Consider the following 20,848-nt stretch of genomic DNA (forward strand, 5'->3'; position numbering starts at 1 on the left):
AAAACAGCATCTTATTCGAACAAAACGGCGTGGCTATAGTGCTCGCCTGTTTGCCGCGTTTTCACGCGGCCTGAATCCATGGAGCCATAGAGATGAGCGAAGCCGCGCGTTTTACCGAAGTGTCCGACCTGGCGCCCGCCGCCGAGAGCCTGCGCGAAATTCGCCATCACATTCACCACCACCCGGAACTCGCCTACGAGGAACACCAGACGAGCGCGCTGGTTGCGCAGAAGCTCGAAGAATGGGGCTGGCAGGTCACGCGCGGCGTCGGCAAGACGGGCGTGGTGGGCACGCTGAAGGTCGGCGACGGCAAGCGCAGTATCGGCATTCGCGCCGACATGGACGCGCTGCCGATCATTGAGCAAACCGGCCTGCCGTATGCGAGCGGCACGCACGGCAAGATGCACGCATGCGGCCACGACGGCCACACCACGATGCTGCTCGGCGCCGCGCAACGTCTCGCGGCCACGCGCAATTTTTCGGGCACGGTGCATCTGTATTTTCAGCCGGCCGAGGAGAGCGGCATCGACAGCGGCGCGCTGAAGATGATCAACGACGGCCTGTTCGAGCGCTTTCCGTGCGACGCCGTGTTCGGCGTGCACAACCATCCCGGCGAAGAACCGGGCGTGCTGCTGTTCCGCAAAGGGCCGTTCATGTCGGCGGGCGACAAGGCGATCATCACGATCGAAGGCGTCGGCGGCCACGCGGCGCGTCCGCATCTGACCGTCGATCCGGTCGTGGTGGCGGCGAGCATCGTAATGGCGTTGCAGACCATCGTCGCGCGTAACGTCGATCCGTCGCAGCCGGCGGTGGTGACGGTCGGCTCGATGCATGCGGGCACCGCGAACAACGTGATTTCGAGCAGCGCGAAACTGGAGTTGAGCGTGCGTTCGTTCAGCCCCGAAGTGCGCGCGCTGCTGAAGAAGCGCATTACCGAACTCGCCGAAAGTCAAGCCGCGAGCTATGGCGGCAAGGCAGTGGTGGAGTACATAGAAGGCTATCCGGTGGTGGTCAATTCGGATGCCGAGACGGATTTCGCGGTGGAGGTGGCGCGCGAACTGGTCGGCGACGACAAGGTGGTCGCGCAGACCGATATCCTGATGGGCAGCGAAGACTTCGCCTTCATGCTGCAAAAACGGCCGGGCACGTTCCTGCGCATCGGCAACGGCGCGGGCGAGGACGGCTGCATGGTGCACAACCCGCACTACGACTTCAACGACCGCAATCTGCCGGTCGGCGCGGCGTTCTGGACGCGGCTGGTGGAGCGCTATCTGGGGCAGTGATCGGTTCGGCAATGAAAGCCGCAGTCAGCCGGCGCCCACAAGCATAACAACGAGGAAGACCACGCGATGAGCACCACGACCCATCCGAGCCGCGCCGTCGAAGCGAACCAACCCGCCGGCCGCGGCGCGATTGCCGCCGCGGTGATCGGCAACTGGCTCGAGTTCTTCGACTTCACCGTGTACGGCTTTTTTGCCGTGATCATCGGCAAGCTGTATTTTCCGTCGGCGGATCCGACTACCTCGTTGCTGCTGTCGGTGGCGACCTTCGCGGCGGGCTTTATCACGCGGCCGCTCGGCAGCGTGATGCTCGGCGTGTACGCGGACCGCAAGGGCCGTAAAGCCGCGCTCAATCTGACCATCATGCTGATGGCGGTGAGCACCGGCCTGATCGCGATCGCGCCGACTTATGCGCAGATCGGTCTCGCCGCGCCTTTGCTGATCGTCTTCGCGCGGCTCGTGCAGGGCTTCTCGCAAGGCGGAGAGTTCGGCGCGGCCACGTCCACGCTGCTCGAACAGGGCGGCGGCACGCGGCGCGGTTTTCGCGCGAGCTGGCAACTCGCCACGCAAGGCGGCGCGGCGCTGATGGGTTCGGGCATCGCGGCGGCGCTGTCCGGCGCGTTGCCGAAAGACTCGCTGGAAAGCTGGGGCTGGCGCATTCCGTTTTTGCTCGGCGTGCTGATCGCGCCGGTCGGCATGTACCTGCGCCGCCGTCTGGCCGACGACGCGGCCAGCGCGCACAGCCACGCGATCGAGCGCGGCGTGCTGCATGAACTCTTCACGCAGCACGTGCGCACGCTCATCCTGATCACGCTGACGGTGATGGGCGGCACGGTTTCGACCTATATCCTGACCTTCTACATGCCGACCTACGCGATTCACACGCTCGGCTTGCCGATGTCGCTGTCGATGCTGGTGGGCGTCGCCGCGGGCTTCGTGATGCTCGTCACGTGCCCGCTGTTCGGCATGCTGTCGGATCGCATCGGCAGCCGCAAGCGGCCGATCCTGTTCGGACGCGGCGTGCTGGTGCTGCTGCTGTTCCCAGCCTTCATGCTGATCAATCGCTTTCCGCAGTTGCCCGTCATCATGTCGCTGACCGCGCTGATGCTGCTGTTTTATTCGATGGGTTCGGCGTCGGAGTTCGCCTTGATGTGCGAGTCGTTTCCGCGGCGCGTGCGCGCCACCGGCATTTCGATCGCGTATGCGTTGAGCGTGTGCGTGTTCGGCGGGACCGCGCAGCTCGTCGCCACGTGGCTGATCAAGCTGACCGGCAGCAAGCTCGCGCCGGCCGGTTATGTGGCGGCGTGCGTGGTGGTGTCGTTGATCGCGGTCTCGATGCTGAAGGAAACCGCGGACAAGCCGATCGATTGATGGCTTGCCGGAGCAGGGCGCTGTCGCGGCGCGGCGCCCGCAATCGCCGCGCTTACCCGCGCCGTGCCACCATCTCCGAGACGGTTTGCGCGGCGTGCTGCAGCGGTTCGAGAAACGCCTTCACCATCTGCTTGCCCGAATTGCGCTGTGCATTGCCGCTGATATTCATCGCGGCGATCACGCGCCCCTGGCGATTGCGGATCGGCGCGGACAGCGAAATCAAACCGCCTTCCAGTTCCTGATCGACGATCGCCCAGCCCTGGCGGCGCACCTGCGCGATCAGTTTCTTCAACTCTTCCTTGTCGGTGACCGTGCGCGGCGTGTGTGCGTAGAGCGGCGTCGAACCCAGCGTCGCGTCGAGCGCTTCGTCGTCGAGCGAAGCCAGCAGCACGCGGCCCATCGACGTGCAATAGGCCGGCAAGCGGCTGCCGATCGACAGGTTGATCGTCATGATCTTGTGGGTCGGCACGCGCAGCACGTAGACGATCTCGGTGCGGTCGAGCACGGCTGCCGAGACGCTCTCGTGAACCTGCGCCGACAGTTGTTCCATGACCGGCTCGGCGAGGTTCCAGAACGGCATGGAGGTCAGATACGCGAAGCCGAGATCGAGGATCTTCGGCGTGAGGCGGAACAGGCGTCCTTCGGCCTCCACATAGCCGAGCGTCTGCAGGGTCAGCAAAATGCGGCGCGCGCCGGCGCGCGTGAGGCCGGTGGCGGCGGCGACGTCGGTCAGCGTCTGTTCGGGGCGCGTGGCGTCGAACGCACGGATCACCGCGAGGCCGCGAGCGAACGACTGCACATAGGAGTCGCCCGGTTTGTCCGGGGCCGGTTCGGCACTGACGGGAACGGCGGAAGACGGCGGCAGGGCTTTGCTCATGGACCTTGAAGATGCGTTCGAGGAACTGCGGACCCGCGCCGCGCCTGAATCCCGGCGCGACGCGCTAAAGGCGTGACGATAGCTTAAGCCTTCTGATTCGCCAACTTTGCAACCCGACGTACAAAAATCCCAGGGTTTGCATGGATGCAGCCGGCATCTAAAATTTGTATGATGACCCGACAACATGATCAATCGAGGCATCGATGTTCGACAAGATTCCTGCGCGAGCGCTGAGCGACACAGTCGCGCAGCAGCTTCTCAAGCAGATCGACAAAGGCACGTTCGAGCGCGGCGGCAAGCTGCCGACCGAGGCCGTGCTGGCGCAGCAGTTCGGCGTGAGCCGCACGGTGATCCGCGAGGCGATCTCGCGGCTGAAGAACGAAGGCGTGGTCGAGCCGCGCCAGGGCAGCGGCGTGTTCGTCGCCGCGCACGGCACGGTGCGGCCGCTGCGGATCGACTACGCGGAAGCGGTCGAGCCCGGCTCGGTGGTGCAGATTCTCGCGCTGCGGCGGGCCATCGAGGCGGAAGTCGCATCGGAAGCCGCGATGCGCCGCAGCGACGCCGACATGGTGTCGATCGACGCGGCGCTCGCGAAGATCGACGAGGCGGTGGCCGAAGGCGAGGACGGCGTGGCCGAAGACGTCGCGTTCCATCGCGCGATCGCGGCGGCCACCGGCAATCCGTATTTCCTTAAAACGCTCACGTTCCTGAATCAGTACCTCGAAGCCGGCACGGTCGTCACGCGCCGCAACGAAGCGTTGCGCGAGGACTTTTCGCGTCAGGTGCGCGAGGAGCATGCGGCGATCGCCGCCGCGATTCGCGCGGGCGATCCGATGGCGGCGCGCAATGCGGCGCGAACCCATATGTACAACGCGGCGCGGCGTCTCGCGGAAGCGGGGATTTGCTGAGCTTCACCGCTGAGCCTGAACGCCCAGTGTTACGCGCGAGCGTCCAACGAATTCATAGAGGTCAAGCATGTCCAGAAATGTCGGTGTCATCGGTCTTGGTGCAATGGGCCTGGGTGTCGCGCGCTCGCTGCTGCGCGCGGGTCTGAAGGTCCATGCATGCGATCTGCGCAGCGAGGTGTTGAATGCGTTCGTCGCGCAAGGTGGCGTGGGTTGCGCGACGGCCGCCGAACTCGGCGCGCAATGCGAGGTGGTCGTCACGCTGGTCGTGAATGCCGCGCAAACTGAAGCCGTGCTGTTCGGCGAGCAGGGCGCGGTCGCGGCGATGAAACCGGGCGGCGTGGTGATCGCCAGCGCGACCGTGGCGCCGGACTTCGCTATCGAACTCGGCAAGCGGATCGAGGCGGCCGGTTTGCAGATGCTCGACGCACCCGTCTCCGGCGGCGCGGCGCGCGCGGCCTCCGGTGAGATGACCATGATGACGTCCGGTCCTGCTGCGGCCTACGCCGCGTGCGAGGACGTGCTCGCCGCGATGGCCGGCAAGGTGTATCGCCTCGGCTCGGAACACGGCGCCGGGTCGAAGGTGAAAATCATCAATCAGTTGCTGGCGGGCGTGCATATCGCGGTGGCCGCCGAAGCCATGGCGCTCGGCTTGCGCGAAGGCGTCGATCCGGATGCGCTGTACGAAGTCATCACGCACAGCGCGGGCAATTCGTGGATGTTCGAGAACCGCGTGCCGCACATTCTGAACGGCGACTACACGCCGCTGTCGGCCGTCGATATTTTCGTCAAGGATCTTGGCCTCGTGCTCGATACCGCGCGCCGCTCGAAATTCCCGCTGCCGTTGTCGGCGGCGGCGCATCAGATGTTCATGATGGCGTCCACGGCCGGCCACGGCGGTGAGGACGATTCCGCGGTGATCAAGATTTTCCCCGGCATCGATGTGCCGGCGGCGAAGTGAGGAGGTCGGCGTCATGACGGCTACAAAGAAACGCGCGCTGCTCGGCTGCATCGCCGACGACTTCACCGGCGCCACCGATCTCGCCAACATGCTGGTGCGCGGCGGCATGCGCACGGTGCAGACCATCGGCGTGCCCGCATCGAATGAAACAGTGGAGGCCGACGCGCTCGTGGTCGCGCTGAAATCGCGCACGATTCCCGCCGCCGATGCGGTCGCGCAATCGCTCGCGGCGCTCGACTGGTTGCGCGCACAAGGCTGCCGGCAGTTCTTTTTCAAATACTGCTCGACCTTCGATTCGACCGACGCGGGCAATATCGGCCCGGTCACGGATGCGCTGCTCGACGCATTGTCCGCGGACGGCAACGCTAGCGCGTTCACGATCGCCTGTCCGGCATTTCCCGAGAACGGCCGCACGATCTTTCGCGGGCATCTGTTCGTCGGCGACACGTTGCTCAACGCGTCGGGCATGGAGAACCATCCGCTCACGCCGATGCGCGACGCCAACCTCGTGAGCGTGTTGCAGCGGCAGACCGGATCGAAAGTCGGGCTCGTGCGTTATGACGCCGTGGCGCAAGGCGTGTCCGCTGTGCGCGACGCTTTCGATACGTTGCGCAATGATGGCGTGCGCATGGCGATTGCCGATGCGGTGTCCGATGCCGACCTCTACGTACTCGGCGAAGCATGCGCCGATCTCACGTTGATCACAGGCGGCTCAGGTATCGCGCTGGGTTTGCCGGCCAACTTCCGCCGCGCGGGTTTGCTGAAGGAGCAGGCCGATGCCGCGCACTTGCCGCAGGTGAAGGGATTGTCGGCGGTGCTCGCCGGCAGCGCGTCCAAAGCGACCAACGCCCAGGTTGCGGAGTGGCGCTCGACACGGCCCGCGTTCCGCGTCGGTCCGCTTGCGGCTGCGCGCGGCGAGAACGTCGTCGAGCAGGCGCTGGCTTTCGCCCAGCCGTACCTGGACCAAGCCGAGCCCATGCTGATCTATGCCACTGCCACGCCCGACGAAGTCAAGGCAGTGCAGCGCCAGCTCGGCGTGAATGAAGCAGGGCATCTGGTTGAAAAAACGTTGGCGGCGATCGCGCGCGGTCTGCACGAACGCGGCGTGCGCAAGTTCGTGGTGGCGGGCGGCGAGACCTCGGGCGCCGTGGTGCAGGCGCTCGACGTGCACACGCTGCGCATCGGCGCGCAGATCGATCCCGGCGTGCCGGCCACCGCCACGACCGGCGCCGAACCGCTCGCGCTCGCATTGAAATCCGGCAACTTCGGCACGGCCGACTTCTTCGAAAAAGCGCTGCGGCATCTGAACGGAGCCGCGCAATGACCGGCGCGCCCGCACTCCATACCACGGACGAAGCGCGCGTTCGCGAGGAAATCTGCGAAACCGGCGCGAGTCTCTATCGACGCGGCTACACGGTCGGCACCGCCGGCAACATCAGCGCGCGGCTCGACGACGGCTGGCTGATCACGCCGACCGATGCCTGCCTCGGCCGGCTCGATCCCGCCGATATCGCCAAGGTCGATCTCGACGGCAACGCGGTGTCCGGCGGCCGGCCGTCGAAAACGCTGGCCTTGCATCGCGGCATCTACGCGCGCAACGGCGCGGCGCGTGGCATCGTCCACACGCATTCGACGCATCTGGTCGCGCTGACGCTTGCGGGCGTCTGGCGCGAGACTGACGTGCTGCCGCCGATCACGCCGTACTACGTGATGAAAGTGGGCCACGTCCCCCTGATTCGTTATAAGCGGCCCGGCGATCCGCAAGTCGCCGAACAGATCGCCGCGCTCGCCGACAGCGTTCGCGCGGTGCTGCTCGAACGTCTTGGTCCGGTCGTGTGGGAGCGTTCCGTGGCGCAAGCCGCGTATGCGCTCGAAGAACTCGAAGAGACCGCGCGTTTATGGTTGATGACGAATCCGCGGCCCGCACCGCTCGACGAAGCCGCCCTCGAAGAATTGCGCACCGTGTTCGGCGCGCGCTGGTAGCAAACCGACATAACAAAGCCCGGCCGCGCTCGATGCGATGCGCTGCGCCGCGCCACCCATTCAAGGAGACAATGCATGAGTTCGTATCAGCCCGCATCCAGCCGTCCAACCACGGCAGCCGCCATAGGACAACCCGGCGCAGAGGAAGTCGAGCGCACCTATAAAAAAGTATTCTGGCGCATCGTGCCGTTTCTGATGCTCTGCTATGTGGTCGCCTATCTGGATCGCGTGAATGTCGGCTTTGCCAAGCTGCAAATGTCGCAAGACCTGGCATTCAGCGAGACGGTGTTCGGGCTCGGCGCGGGCGTGTTCTTCATCGGCTATTTTCTGTTCGAGCTGCCGAGCAATATTTTGATGCACAAGCTCGGCGCGCGTATCTGGATCGCGCGGATCATGATTACCTGGGGCTTGCTCTCGGCCGTGTTCGTCTTCGTGAAGACGCCGACGCAGTTCTACATCTTGCGCTTTCTTCTCGGCCTCGCCGAAGCCGGTTTCTATCCCGGCGTGATTCTGTACCTGACCTACTGGTTCCCGTCGCATCGGCGCGCGAAGATCATTGCGGTGTTCATGTCGGCGATTCCGGTGTCGGGCATCTTCGGCAATCCGCTGTCCGGTTGGATCATGCAGACGTTCCACAACAGCTCGGGTTTCGCGGGCTGGCAATGGATGTTCCTGATCGAAGCGATCCCCGCCATCGCGATCGGCATCGCCACGATCCTGTATCTCGACAACGGCATCTCCGCCGCGAAGTGGCTTAGCGAACGCGAAAAGCGCCTGCTCACCGATGAAATCGCCGCCGCGCAGCCGCAGGAAAAAACCCAGAAGCATTCGCTCGGCGCGGTGTTCCGCGATCCGCGCACGTGGTGGATGTCGCTGATTTATTTCGCGTTCGTCACCGGGCAATACGGTCTGACGTTCTGGATGCCGACGCTCGTCAAATCGACCGGCGTGACGGGCGCATTCAATATCGGGTTGCTGAGCGCGATTCCGTTCCTGTGCGCGATCGTCGTGATGAACCTGATGGGGCACAGTGCCGACAAGCGGCGTGAGCGCCGCTGGCATCTGATCGTGCCGGCGCTGTTCGGCGCGGTCGGCTTCACGGTGGCGGCTTCGTTCGCGGACAACACGGTGGTGTCGATCGCGTTTCTTTCGCTCGCCGCCGCCGGCGTGCTGACCTGCGCGCCGCTGTTCTGGTCGCTGCCCACCGCGTTCATGTCCGGCGCGACCGCCGCGGCCGGTATCGCGATCATCAATTCGATCGGCAATCTCGCGGGTTTCGCGAGCCCGTACATGATCGGCTATCTGAAGGATCTCACGCATAGCACGCAAACCGGCATGTATGTGCTGGCCGGCATGCTCGTGATCGGCGCGGTCGCCACGTGGCTCACGCCGGCCAGATTGGTCAACCGGTAAATCGACACTCACGCGCGGCATGCATCGCTGCCGCGCGCCGCATCACACTGTTTTCAAGGAGTCGCTGCCATGCCTCGCTTCGCCGCCAATCTCTCGATGATGTACAACGAGCACGCTTTCCTCGACCGTTTCGCCGCCGCGGCGCAAGACGGCTTCGAAGCGGTCGAGTTTCTGTTCCCCTACGATTTCCCCGCCGACGAGATCAAGGCGCGCCTGAACGCGAGCGGTCTGACGCAAGCGCTTTTCAATGCGCCGCCCGGCGACTGGGCCGGCGGTGAACGCGGGATCGCCTCGCTGCCGGGCCGCGAGGACGAATTCCGCCGCGGCATCGATACCGCGCTCGACTATGCGCGCGTGCTCGGCAATCGCAAGCTGCATGTGATGGCCGGCCTGATCGGCGCGGATCAGCCGCGCGCGAAACATCGCGAGGTGTACCTGAGTAATCTCGCGCATGCCGCCAAGGCGGCGCAGGCCGAGGGCATCACGGTCGTGATCGAGCCGATCAATACACGCGACATGCCGGGCTTCTTTCTGACCCGTCAGGACGAAGCGCAAGCGATCTGCGCGGAAGTCGGCGCGGAAAATCTCAAGGTGCAGTTCGACTGCTACCACTGCCAGATCGTCGAAGGCGACCTGGCAGTGAAACTCAAACGCGATATGGCCAGCATCGACCACATTCAGATCGCCGGCGTGCCGGAGCGCCATGAACCCGATACGGGCGAACTGAACTACCCGTATCTGCTCGAGTTGATCGACTCGCTCGGCTACGACGGCTATATCGGCTGCGAATACCGGCCGCGCGCGGGCACGTCCGCCGGTCTCGGCTGGCTCAAACCGTATCTGAACGCGACCCGCTAACAAGGACGAACACATCATGAACGTACTGATTACCGGCGGCGCGGGTTTTCTCGGCCAGCGTCTGGCGCGTGAACTGCTCGCGCGGGGTTCGTTGAAGGACCCGCAAGGCACGCCGCAGCCGATCACCGAACTGGTGCTGCTCGACGTCGTGCAAGCCAATGATTTTGGCGATCAGCGCGTGCGCACCGAAGTAGGCGACATCGCCGAGCGCAGCGTGCTCGAACGCGTGATCGACGACCAGACTTCGGCGATCTTCCATCTGGCCGCGATCGTGAGCGGGCAGGCCGAAGCGGATTTCGATCTCGGCATGCGCATCAATCTGGATGCATCGCGGTTGCTGCTGGAAATTTGCCGGCAGCGTGGGCATCGGCCGCGCGTGCTGTTCACGAGTTCGGTCGCGGTCTATGGCGGCGAGTTGCCCGAGGTCGTGCAGAACGACACCGCACTGAATCCGCAGTCTTCGTATGGCGCGCAGAAGGCGATCGCGGAGTTGCTGCTCAACGATTACGCGCGGCGCGGTTTCGTCGACGGCCGCGTGCTGCGGCTGCCCACCATCAGCGTGCGGCCGGGCAAGCCGAATGCGGCGGCGTCGTCGTTCGCGAGCGGCATCATTCGCGAACCGCTGAACGGCGAAGCGGCGGTGTGCCCGGTCGCGGGCTCGACGCGCCTGTGGCTGTTGTCGCCGCGCAAGGCGATCGAGAGCCTGATCGCCGGGCTGGAACTCGATTCCGCCGCGCTCGGTAACCAGCGCGTGCTGAATTTGCCGGGCATTTCGGTGAGCGTCGACGAAATGGTCGCCGCGCTGCGCGAAGTGGCGGGCGACGCGGCCGCCGCGCGGATCGTGTTCGAGCCGGATGCGCGCGTCGAGAAAATCGTAGGTAGCTGGCCGGGACGGTGGGATACGTCGCGCGCCGAAGCGCTGGGGTTGAGCGGCGAACGCAATTTTGCCGACGTAGTCCGCAGCTATATCGAGGACGAGCATATCCAGCTCCGCTAGAAACACGCCTCACGCAGTCCTCAGCCTCGTGCCGGCGCCATGAAAACAGGGACGCCGGCACGGGCGCATCTTTCGTCTGATCCTTCGCAAAAACGCTCGCGGCCTGCACGTATTCCCTGGTGCGGGCCTGGCCGTGCTTGACATGGTTTCGCTCACACGCCTATTATCGTGTCTAGTTGTTCGATATATGACCGTATGTTCGTATCAAGAACAAATCGCGACATTCTCGAGCCCACCGTTCATCATCCTGCGCTAAGCTGAATTGACGCGGCGGCCGCCCGTTAGCCGCTTGCCGTCGCGCTTGCCGGTGCGTCCGGTTTGCGCCCGGCCGGAGTTACGGCCGCGGCGCAGCGCACGCAGCACATCAACTGGAGACATCACATGACCGAAGCATTCCTGTGCGACGCGATTCGCACCCCCATCGGCCGCTATGCGGGTTCGCTCTCGTCGGTACGCGCCGACGATCTGGGCGCCGTGCCGCTCAAGGCGCTGATGGAGCGCAACAAGGACGTCGACTGGAACGCAATCGACGACGTGATCTACGGCTGTGCGAACCAGGCCGGCGACGACAACCGCAACGTCGCGCGCATGTCGCTGTTGCTGGCGGGCTTGCCGCAGGGCGTGCCGGGCACGACGGTGAACCGCCTGTGCGGTTCGGGCATGGACGCGGTCGGCATCGCGGCGCGCGCGATCAAATCGGGCGAAGCCGCGCTGATGGTGGCAGGCGGGGTGGAAAGCATGAGCCGCGCGCCATTCGTGATGGGCAAGGCGCCCACCGCGTTTTCGCGCCAGGCCGAGATTTACGACACGACCATCGGCTGGCGTTTCGTCAATCCGCTGATGAAGAAACTGTATGGCGTCGATTCCATGCCGGAAACGGGCGAGAACGTCGCCACGGATTACAACATCAGCCGCGCGGATCAGGACGCTTTCGCGGTGCGCAGCCAGCAGAAAGCGGCGCGTGCGCAACGCGACGGCACGCTCGCGCAGGAAATCGTCGGCGTGACGATCGCGCAGAAGAAGGGCGATCCGATCACGGTGCTGCAAGACGAGCATCCGCGTGAGACGAGCCTCGAAACGCTCGCCAAACTCAAGGGCGTGGTGCGTCCGGACGGCACCGTTACGGCAGGTAACGCGTCGGGCGTGAACGACGGCGCGGCGGCCCTGCTGCTCGCAAATGAAGAGACCGCCAGGCGCTTCGGCCTGACGCCGCGCGCGCGCGTGCTGGGTATCGCCACGGCCGGCGTCGCGCCGCGCGTGATGGGCATCGGCCCGGCGCCCGCCACGCAAAAACTGCTGGCGCGCCTGAACATGACCATCGATCAATTCGACGTGATCGAACTGAACGAGGCGTTCGCTTCGCAAGGCATCGCGGTGCTGCGCGCACTCGGCGTGGCCGACGACGACGCCCGCGTCAATCCGAACGGCGGCGCGATCGCACTGGGCCATCCGCTCGGCATGAGCGGCGCGCGTCTCGTGACCACTGCGATGTATCAACTGCATCGCACGCAAGGCCGTTTTGCGCTGTGCACGATGTGTATCGGCGTCGGTCAAGGCATTGCGATCGCGATCGAGCGGGTGTGATAGTTGGGCGGCTTGGTTCGCGCCACGGTTGAAGTTTTCGGATAAAACAGCCTCGTCGCTCACGTGACGAGGCTGTTTCTTTTTGTGCCCAACGCGCATTGACCGTATAACGAATTTGCATCTGACACGGTTTGAAAGCGCCTTCGATTACGGCGGAATACCCAAAAAAATATTGATTGCCGACTCGATCGCCATACAGTATGCGCTTAATGCTGTGTGCATTTTAAAACCTGTCGTTCATTATGAGTCGCGGTGAAATTGTCACGTCGCGGCCATGTGGCAGGATGCCGCTGCGACGCCGCACCGCGGCACATTGCATAGCTGCGCGCATTTATTTGAAAATCACAATTCAATCAATTGCAGGCTGTTGTAAGGCATGTAAAATCATTTGCGCCGTAGCTTTTGAAAACTATCATCTTGAAGGCACACGGGCATTCATAAAGTTATAAATCGGCATCCCGCGGTTTCAGAGCGGCATCATGCTGGGCCAAACAATTTCTCAAGGAGCATGCATATGCAGGCAAAGACGATTGCAGCAGCGTTGATGTTCGCGGCGTTCGCCGCAGCACAACCGGCCTCGGCGCAAGATGCCATGGCCAGTGCCGCGCAAGGTGTCGTCAGCGCGGTGGAGCCGGTGCATGTGAGGGCGCAGATCGTCGGTATCGATCCGGGCACGCGTACGCTTACGCTCAAGGGGCCGGACGGCAACGTGGTGGTCGTGCTCGTGAGCCAGCAAGTGGAGGGTTTCGACAACCTGAAAGTGGGTGATCAGGTGGACGTGCTCTACAAGAATGCGCTGCTCGTGAAGGCCGAGAAGGTCACCGGCAAGGACAAGGGCCTACGCGCGCGTGTCGACACGCAGGTGTATGCCCCGGCCTCGGGTGGATTCGAATCGGCGCGCCAGATCGAGATGCTCGCCACCGTGCAGAAGATCGATCGCAAGAAGCGGCTGGTCACATTGCGCGGCGCGTATCAGACGCAAACGCTCCAGGCCGGTCCGGAGGTTGATCTGAAGGACGTCAAGGTCGGCGATACGATCCATGCGGTATTCGTTTCGGCAGCGGCGGTGCAGGTGACGCCGAAGTGAAGGTCACGAGCGGGCTCGCGTGATTGCGCGGTGATTGCACGTTCATTGGCAGCCGCCATGCGAAGCAAACACCCCTCATTGCAGGGGTGTTTGCTTTTTTCTCACCGCGTGCGATGTCTCGCTAAACCGCGCCGCGCTAACACGTGGGCCGCTAACGCGGCGCAGGCGGTCCCAAACTCAACCACGCGAGCCGCCCCAGCCAGCGCCTGAGCAGGCCGCCTCGCGCCGTTAGCGCGTAGCTCAACGACACGCGCGCAACGCATTCGCCATCCGTACTGAGCCACACACGCTCGCCGCGTTGCACCTGGAATGTGTGGCCCGGATCGAGCCAATGATCGTAAGGTGAACTGACGCGTGTGAGCCAGAGGCGCGCGCCCTGCACGGCGAGCGTGCTATCGGCTTCGACACGCCAGCTCAGCGTCGCGCCTGGCATCACTGAAAAATGCAGCACCAGCTTCGGCAGAGGCTCGTCCTGCCGATACGCCACCAGACTCGAGTCATCATCCATGCACTGCGGGCTTGCCTGATCCATCTCGTTCTCCGTCATCAAGCCGGCTGACGGAGGCGCCCACAAAACAAAAGGCCCCTTCCGTTACCGGCGGGGCCTTTGGGATGTGTTACGCAGATTCAGACTGCTAACGCGCACGTACTCCCAATGGCCAGCCGATGATGGCTCGCTTCGGGTGTGTAATCGCATTTGCGATGGAGATGTGCGTCAACATGGGATCGAGTGTGCCGTTTTGCCGCAGGTCTTGTCAATCGAAAAGATCGTGATCCATCCGAACGGGTACGCGAAATCGAATACGAAAACGCGTAGTGCTACTGGCGACCAGCGCTCCTTTTGCATACGGGCAGCGCATCACATTGACACCCAGCGCATCACCGTCGATGCGGCGCGACGATGCCCAACGACGCAATGCGCCGATACAAAGTGGCGCGCGACATACCGAGCGCTTGTGCCGCCGCATTGGGCCGCCACTGATGGCGTGTAAGCGCGTCGATAATGCGTGCACGTTCTTCGCGCGGGTCCTGCCGCGCGTCGCGCTGCCGGCCGTCATGCGGATCGATCCGCAATAACGCTGGTTTGCGCACGGCCTCGGGCGCGAGCAATACCGCTATATCCGGCGCGACATGGCGCAATTCCACGCGCGCGCTGTCGCAGATCGCACACGCGTAGCGCAGCACGTTGCGCAACTGGCGAATGTTGCCCGGCCATGCGAATCCTGCGAGACGTTCGGTGAGTTGTGGGTCCAGCGTGAGCACGTGGCCGGCCATTTGCGCTTCTTCGTCGAAGACCGCTTCGATCACGTCGCGGATATCCGCGCGCTCGCGCAGCGGCGGCATCGGCAAAGACGCGCCGCTTAGCCGGTAATAGAGGTCTTCGCGGAACGTGCCGGCCGCGATCATCTGCGTGAGATCGCGGTGCGTGGCGCAAATCACGTCGATATCCACGCGCACGGGTGCATCGCCGCCGAGCGGCGTCACTTCGCCTTCGGCCAGCACGCGCAGCAGCCGCGTTTGCAGATCGAGCGGCATGTCGCCGATTTCATCGAGAAACAGCGTACCTGTATGCGCTTGCGCAATCTTGCCGCGCGCGCCGCGGCTGCGCGCGCCGGTGAAGGCGCCGGGCGCGTAGCCGAACAATTCGCTTTCAATCAGCGATTCGGGAATCGCGCCGCAATTCACCGCGATAAACGGCCTCGCGCGCCGCGCGCCCGAATCGTGCACCGCGTGCGCGAACACCTCCTTGCCGACGCCGGTCTCGCCGAGAATCAGAATCGGCAGACGCTTGCCCATCACGCGCAACGCGACGGCCGCGTTGTGCGCGATCTGCGGCTCCGCGCTGTGCAGAAAACGTCCGAGCGCGCTGAGTTGCAGATCGTTTTGCGGCGCGCTTTGCGACGACCGCGCGGCGCCGTCGTTCAGCGTGGACGCCGCGCGCGAGATGCGCCTGAGCGGCGCGCGAATCCGCGCATATAGCGTGGTCCCGGTTGCGCGCAGGCGCAAGCCGACAATCGCATCCGTGCGCGCGATGTCGTGCAGATGCGAACCCGATGTGTCGAATACATCGTCGATGTGGCGCGGACCGTTGAGCGCCGGAATGCATTCGCGTGCCTTGCGATTGGCGGCGACGAGATTGCCGCATTCGTCGAAGGCGATCAGCACTTCGGGCTGCGCCTCGACAAAGTTGCGGCTCGAATGCCCGAACAGAACCCAGTGCTGGCTAGTTTGATTGAGGAAGTACCCGTCTTCGATCAGACCGGCGCTTTGCCGCACGAGTTGAAACACGAGCCGCTGACTATCGCGGTTATCCGGCGACTGCACGGCGGAGGCATCGAGCACGCCGATCATCTCTCCCGTCGGCGCGAAGATCGGCGCCGCGCTGCAGGTAAGCGTGGTGAATGCCGCGCGGAAATGATCGGTCTTGTGCACGATGATCGGCGCAAGATCGGTCAGCACGTTCGCCACGCCGCAGGTGCCTTCCTCGCGCTCGGACCAGCACGAACCGATATACAGGCCCGCGTGCTTGAAATCGCTGCGGCGATCGCGGTCGATGCGGTAGTCGATGGTGACGCCGTGCGCGTCGGTGAGCATCACGCAATAGTCGGCGACGCGAATCATGTCGTGCAGACGTGACAGGCATTGACCCGATGCACGCAGAAAAGCTTCTTCCTTGCCTTGCACTTCGCGCAATTCCGCCGAGCTCAGCACACGCGGTCCGATCACGGCGCCGGGGTCGAGCCGGTATTGTTCGAACGATCGCTGCCACGACGAGACGAGCCGCGGAGAATCGGCGGGCGCGGGCAGGCGTCCTTCAATGGCGCCACGCACGCGGTCGATGTGCTGGGTCTGCGAAACGTAAGGCATGGTCGGCTCCAGGCGAGCGACACACAGTGAGATCAGGGCTTCTTGTATCACATCCCGCTTGATGATTCACACTGCAATGCAGCACGCGAGACGCGTGAGACGTTTGTCTCAGTCTCAGGGTGAGACGGGGCGCCTTTGCGGTGAGGATCGCGGCGCATCAACGGTTTGTGCTGTCTCTTCGACCCGACCGTCCGGGCCGCGAATGTCGCGCACGCGAGGTGTGAGACGCCTCAAACGCTGTGTCACGCGGCTGCGGCTCACCGCATCATCTTCCGTTTCGACGCGTAATGCCCTTTAAACAAGGCACTTTCGTGCGGCGGCACGATTTTTCAGCATATTGGCACACCCTTTGCAGTGTCCTGCGCATGACAAAGCGCTGCCGTTCGACGACGGCGCAGACAGGAGACAAGCACAGTGCCATCGCCCATCACCGTCGGCGTGATCGCGAACCCGGCGTCGGGTCGCGACATTCGTCGCCTTACTTCCTACGCGTCGGTGTTTCCGACCTCCGAAAAAGCCAACATGGTGGTGCGTCTGTTAGCCGGGCTCGGCATGCTTGGCGTGACCCGCGTGCTGTGTTTGCGCGACCGGACCGGCGTGGCGGCGCTGCTGCTGCGCGCACTCGACACGCACGACGCCGTCGCCGCGCAGCAGCGCTGGCCGCAAGTCGAGTTCATCGAACAGCCGATCACCGACAGCGTCGCCGATACCCACGCTGGAGTCGCCACGATGCTGAAAGCGGGCGTCGAACTCATCGCCGTACTGGGCGGCGACGGCACGCATCGGGCAGTGGCCGCGCATTGCGCAAGCGTGCCGCTGCTGACTTTGTCCACCGGCACCAACAACGCCTTTCCAGATTTGCGCGAAGCCACCGTGGCCGGTCTTGCCGGCGCGCTGGTCGCCACGGGCGCGGTGCCGCCGGATGTCGCGCTGATGCGCAACAAGCGGCTCGTGGTGCGCTGCACGGCCGGGCCCAATCGCGGCCGCGAGGAGATCGCGCTGGTCGATGTCTGCGTGAGCCGTCAGCGCTTCGTCGGCGCGCGGGCCGTGTCCGATCCGGCCGATATCGAAGAACTCTTTCTCACGTTCGCCGCGCCGGACGGCATCGGCCTCTCGTCGATCGGCGGAGCGTGGGCGCCCGTGGAGCGCACTGCGTCGCACGGTTTGCATCTGCGCTTTGCCACACCCGGTGAATCCGGCGTGCCGCTGGTAGCGCCGATTGCGCCGGGCCGCGTCGAGCGCGTGCTGATGCGCACGTGCGAACGCTTCGAAGTCGGCGTGTGGCGTCCGCTGGAAACGGAGCACGGCACGCTCGCGTTTGACGGCGAGCGCGAAATCGAACTGGAGCGCGGCGACCGCTATGAGATCGCGCTGGATTGGGAAGGGCCGTTGACCGTCGACGTCGAACGCACGCTGCGTTTCGCGGCGTCGCGCCAACTGGTGCGGGAAGTGGCGAACGTGGTTGCGTATCAAAAGTAGGTTGTGAGCAGGCAGTGCATTCATTCAAAGGAGACACACCATGTCGGTTTCAACTGAGTTGAGCAAGGAAGATCTACTGAAGGCGTATCGCATGATGCGCACGATCCGCGAGTTCGAGGAGCGTCTGCACGTGGAATTCGCGACCGGCGAGATCCCCGGCTTCGTGCATCTGTATGCGGGCGAAGAGGCGTCGGCGGTCGGCACGATGCTGCATCTGAACGACGCCGACTACGTGGCGACCACGCACCGCGGTCACGGCCATTGCATCGCCAAGGGCGTGGACGTGCGCGGCATGATGGCCGAGATCTACGGACGCAAGACCGGCGTGTGCCATGGCAAAGGCGGCTCGATGCATATCGCCGACCTGTCGAAAGGCATGTTGGGCGCGAACGGCATCGTCGGTGCGGGCGGTCCGTTGATTTGCGGCGCGGCGCTGGCGGCGAAGTACAAGAAATCGGGCGGCGTGGGCGTGTGTTTTTTCGGCGACGGCGCGTCGAATCAGGGCGTGATTTTCGAATCGCTGAATCTGGCCTCGGTATGGCGGCTGCCGGCGATTTTCGTGGCGGAGAACAACGGCTACGCGGAAGCGACGTCGTCGACGTGGTCGGTGGCGACCGACAACATCGCGGATCGCGCGAGCGGCTTCGGCATGCCGGGCGTGATCGTGGACGGCTTCGATTTCTTCGCGGTGCATGAAGCGCTCGGTGAAGCGATCGAACGCGCGCGCCAGGGCGGTGGGCCGACGCTCGTCGAAGTGAAATTCTCGCGCTATTTCGGCCATTTCGAAGGCGACGCGCAAACCTATCGCGCGCCCGGTGAAGTGCAGAAACTGCGCGACGAGAAGGATTGCCTGAAGCGTTTCGAAGAGCGCGTGGTGCGCGCCGAAATGCTGAGCGTGGATCAGTTGCGTGGTGTGGATGCCGAGGTCAAGAGCTTGATAGACAGTGCGGTGACGGAGGCCAAAGCTGCGCCGCTGCCGACCGCGGAAGATCTATTGAGCGACGTCTACGTGTCTTATCCGTAACGCACGGCATTGCACATCTAAACGATTCTGGAGGCAGACATGGCACGCAAGATCACATTCTCTCAGGCGATCAACGAAGCACTGAGTCAGGAAATGGCCCGCGACGAAACCGTCATCGTGATGGGCGAAGACAACGCGGGGGGCGCCGGATCACCCGGTGAACAGGACGCGTGGGGCGGCGTTCTCGGCGTCACGAAGGGACTGTTTCACAAGTATCCGGGGCGCGTGCTCGACACGCCGCTCTCGGAAGGAGGCTATATCGGCGCGGCAGTCGGTGCGGCGGCCTGCGGCATGCGGCCGGTCGCGGAGTTGATGTTCATCGATTTCATGGGCGTGTGTTTCGACCAGATCTTCAACCAGGCGGCCAAATTCCGCTACATGTTCGGCGGCAAGGCGGTCACGCCCGTCGTGATCCGCGCAATGCAAGGCGCCGGCCTGCGCGCGGCGGCCCAGCACTCGCAGATGCTGACTTCGTTGTTCACGCACATTCCCGGATTGAAAGTGGTTTGTCCGTCGACACCGTATGACGCGAAGGGTCTGCTGATCCAGGCGATCCGCGATAACGATCCGGTGATTTTCTGCGAGCACAAGTTGCTATACGGCCGCGAGGGCGACGTGCCCGAAGAGTCGTATGCGATTCCGTTCGGCGAGGCGAACGTGGTGCGCGACGGCGACGACGCCACCATCGTCACCTACGGACGCATGGTGCACTACGCCACCGAAGCCGCGGAAAAACTCGCGAAGGACGGCATCCAGGTAGAAGTGATCGACTTGCGGACAACCTCGCCGCTCGACGAAGAAACGCTCCTGGAGAGCGCGAACCGTACCGGACGCGTGGTCGTGGTCGACGAAGCGAACCCGCGCTGCTCGATCGCCACCGACATTTCCGCGCTGATCGCACAGCGCGCGTTCCACTCGCTCAAGGCGCCGATCGAAATGGTCACCGCCCCGCACACGCCCGCGCCGTTTGCCGGCGTGCTCGAAGACATGTATATCCCGTCGGCCGCGCAGATCGCCAAGGCCGTACTAAAAGTGAGGGCTTGAACGATGCCGATCCATATGATCACGATGCCCAAATGGGGCTTGTCGATGGAGCAGGGACAGGTCAACGGGTGGCTCAAGGCCATCGGCGACAAGGTAGTGAAGGGCGACGAGATTCTCGACGTGGAAACGGACAAGATCTCGTCAGGCGTCGAGTGTGCGTTCGAAGGCATCTTGCGCCGGCAGATCGCGCAGGAGGGCGACACGCTGCCGATCGGCGCGTTGCTGGCCGTGGTCGCCGACGCGCAAACGCCGGACGCGCAGATCGACGCCGAGGTCGAAGCATTTCAGCGCGACTTCGTGCCGGCCACGTCGGCGGATGGCGACAGTGGGCCGCAACCGGAGAGAGCGCAGATCGGCGGACGCACGGTGCGTTATCTGAAACTCGGCGAAGGCGGCACGCCCGCGCTGCTGATTCACGGCTTTGGCGGCGATCTGAACAACTGGCTGTTCAATCACGCCGACCTCGCCGCGCATCGGGCCGTGTGGGCGCTGGATCTGCCGGGTCACGGCGAATCCGGCAAGGCGCTCGAGACGGGCAGTGCCGACGAGCTCGCGGACAGCGTGATCGCCTTCATGGACGATCGCGGCATCGACAAGGTGCAGTTGATCGGCCACTCCATGGGCGCGCTGATCGCGATGACCGTTGCCGCGAAAGCGCCGGGGCGTGTGGCGTCGCTCGCGTTGATTTCGAGTGCGGGTCTGGGCAAGGAGATCAACGGCGACTACATCCACGGTTTCACAGAAGGCAGCAATCGCAATGCGCTCAAGCCGCAGTTGGCGAAACTCTTCGCCGATCCGGGTCTCGTGACGCGTCAACTGGTGGAGGACATCGTCAAGTACAAGCGGCTCGAAGGCGTGCCCGAGGCGCTGCGCAAGATTTCTGCCTCGGCCTTCGACGGCAATGCGCAACGGGCGAGCTATCGGGACCGGCTGGCGGAACTCGCGCCGCGCGCGCTGGTGATCTGGGGCGCCGGCGATCAGATCATCCCGGCCGCGCATGCGCAGGGTCTGCCGGGCGACATCCGCGTTCATGTGCTCGAAGGTAAGGGGCATATGGTGCAGATGGAGGCTGCGTCCGACGTGAATCGTCTGCTCAACGATTTTCTGGGGCGCTGAA

The 20,848-nt window shown here is 64.0% G+C and carries 18 protein-coding genes; 15 read left to right on the forward strand and 3 right to left on the reverse strand.

What is annotated here, in order from left to right; translation table 11 throughout:
- The first annotated feature begins 92 nt into the window (after positions 1-92).
- Together ACFSNN_RS35995 and ACFSNN_RS36000 are read left to right on the forward strand one after the other, a co-directional pair.
- Positions 93-1,283 (forward strand): M20 aminoacylase family protein, encoded by a 1,191-nt coding sequence (locus ACFSNN_RS35995; protein WP_134463587.1) that lies wholly within the window; start codon positions 93-95, stop codon positions 1,281-1,283.
- A gap of 66 nt (positions 1,284-1,349) precedes the next feature.
- Entirely contained in the window at positions 1,350-2,651 is a 1,302-nt protein-coding gene (locus ACFSNN_RS36000) for an MFS transporter (protein WP_134463589.1), read from the forward strand.
- A 52-nt stretch (positions 2,652-2,703) separates the two neighbouring features.
- Here ACFSNN_RS36000 and ACFSNN_RS36005 read toward each other — a convergent pair whose 3' ends face one another.
- Positions 2,704-3,528: an IclR family transcriptional regulator gene (locus tag ACFSNN_RS36005; protein WP_116121971.1), complete on the reverse strand. Its 825-nt coding sequence runs from the start codon at positions 3,526-3,528 to the stop codon at positions 2,704-2,706.
- A gap of 203 nt (positions 3,529-3,731) precedes the next feature.
- Between ACFSNN_RS36005 and ACFSNN_RS36010 the strand changes: the two genes are divergently transcribed.
- From ACFSNN_RS36010 to ACFSNN_RS36050, 9 genes are all read left to right on the forward strand, one after another.
- On the forward strand, positions 3,732-4,436 hold the full coding sequence (locus ACFSNN_RS36010) for a FadR/GntR family transcriptional regulator (protein ID WP_012427775.1): 705 nt from the start codon (positions 3,732-3,734) through the stop codon (positions 4,434-4,436).
- 67 nt (positions 4,437-4,503) lie between these two features.
- Positions 4,504-5,394, forward strand: a complete 891-nt coding sequence (gene ltnD, locus ACFSNN_RS36015) for an L-threonate dehydrogenase (protein ID WP_134463591.1) — start codon at positions 4,504-4,506, stop codon at positions 5,392-5,394.
- 13 nt (positions 5,395-5,407) lie between these two features.
- Positions 5,408-6,718, forward strand: coding sequence for a 3-oxo-tetronate kinase (gene otnK / locus ACFSNN_RS36020; RefSeq protein ID WP_134463593.1), 1,311 nt, complete (start codon positions 5,408-5,410; stop codon positions 6,716-6,718).
- Positions 6,715-7,377: a 3-oxo-tetronate 4-phosphate decarboxylase gene (gene otnC, locus ACFSNN_RS36025; RefSeq protein WP_134463595.1), complete on the forward strand. Its 663-nt coding sequence runs from the start codon at positions 6,715-6,717 to the stop codon at positions 7,375-7,377. The genes otnK and otnC overlap by 4 nt, the downstream gene beginning before the upstream one ends.
- 75 nt (positions 7,378-7,452) lie before the next feature.
- A complete protein-coding gene (locus ACFSNN_RS36030) occupies positions 7,453-8,790 on the forward strand; it encodes an MFS transporter (RefSeq protein WP_134463602.1) in 1,338 nt (445 codons plus the stop codon).
- A gap of 69 nt (positions 8,791-8,859) precedes the next feature.
- Positions 8,860-9,648, forward strand: a complete 789-nt coding sequence (gene otnI / locus ACFSNN_RS36035; RefSeq protein WP_134463609.1) for a 2-oxo-tetronate isomerase — start codon at positions 8,860-8,862, stop codon at positions 9,646-9,648.
- Between the two features lie 16 nt (positions 9,649-9,664).
- Positions 9,665-10,645 (forward strand): D-erythronate dehydrogenase, encoded by a 981-nt coding sequence (gene denD / locus ACFSNN_RS36040; protein ID WP_134463617.1) that lies wholly within the window; start codon positions 9,665-9,667, stop codon positions 10,643-10,645.
- 381 nt (positions 10,646-11,026) lie between these two features.
- Positions 11,027-12,229 (forward strand): 3-oxoadipyl-CoA thiolase, encoded by a 1,203-nt coding sequence (gene pcaF, locus ACFSNN_RS36045; RefSeq protein ID WP_134463623.1) that lies wholly within the window; start codon positions 11,027-11,029, stop codon positions 12,227-12,229.
- Between the two features lie 514 nt (positions 12,230-12,743).
- Positions 12,744-13,316: a hypothetical protein gene (locus ACFSNN_RS36050; protein WP_134463630.1), complete on the forward strand. Its 573-nt coding sequence runs from the start codon at positions 12,744-12,746 to the stop codon at positions 13,314-13,316.
- A gap of 151 nt (positions 13,317-13,467) precedes the next feature.
- On the opposite strand, the gene ACFSNN_RS36055 is transcribed toward ACFSNN_RS36050, so the two are convergent.
- Complete coding sequence (locus ACFSNN_RS36055; RefSeq protein WP_134463636.1) at positions 13,468-13,848, reverse strand: DUF2917 domain-containing protein; 381 nt, start codon at positions 13,846-13,848, stop codon at positions 13,468-13,470.
- A 347-nt stretch (positions 13,849-14,195) separates the two neighbouring features.
- Positions 14,196-16,184, reverse strand: coding sequence for a sigma-54-dependent Fis family transcriptional regulator (locus ACFSNN_RS36060; protein ID WP_134463642.1), 1,989 nt, complete (start codon positions 16,182-16,184; stop codon positions 14,196-14,198).
- 414 nt (positions 16,185-16,598) lie between these two features.
- On the opposite strand from ACFSNN_RS36060, the gene ACFSNN_RS36065 reads away from it, so the two are divergent.
- From ACFSNN_RS36065 to ACFSNN_RS36080, 4 genes are read left to right on the forward strand one after another with little or no spacing between them, the layout of a single operon-like run.
- Positions 16,599-17,663, forward strand: coding sequence for an ATP-NAD kinase family protein (locus tag ACFSNN_RS36065; protein WP_134463644.1), 1,065 nt, complete (start codon positions 16,599-16,601; stop codon positions 17,661-17,663).
- Between the two features lie 40 nt (positions 17,664-17,703).
- A complete protein-coding gene (locus tag ACFSNN_RS36070; RefSeq protein WP_012427763.1) occupies positions 17,704-18,687 on the forward strand; it encodes a thiamine pyrophosphate-dependent dehydrogenase E1 component subunit alpha in 984 nt (327 codons plus the stop codon).
- A 39-nt stretch (positions 18,688-18,726) separates the two neighbouring features.
- Positions 18,727-19,731, forward strand: coding sequence for an alpha-ketoacid dehydrogenase subunit beta (locus tag ACFSNN_RS36075; protein WP_134463645.1), 1,005 nt, complete (start codon positions 18,727-18,729; stop codon positions 19,729-19,731).
- A 3-nt stretch (positions 19,732-19,734) separates the two neighbouring features.
- Positions 19,735-20,847 carry an acetoin dehydrogenase dihydrolipoyllysine-residue acetyltransferase subunit gene (locus tag ACFSNN_RS36080; protein WP_134463646.1) on the forward strand — a complete coding sequence of 371 codons (1,113 nt, stop codon included), beginning with the start codon at positions 19,735-19,737 and terminating at the stop codon, positions 20,845-20,847.
- Position 20,848 lies beyond the last annotated feature (1 nt).

Origin of the sequence: Paraburkholderia dipogonis, from assembly GCF_042680985.1 — a bacterium.
Lineage (GTDB): Bacteria > Pseudomonadota > Gammaproteobacteria > Burkholderiales > Burkholderiaceae > Paraburkholderia > Paraburkholderia phytofirmans.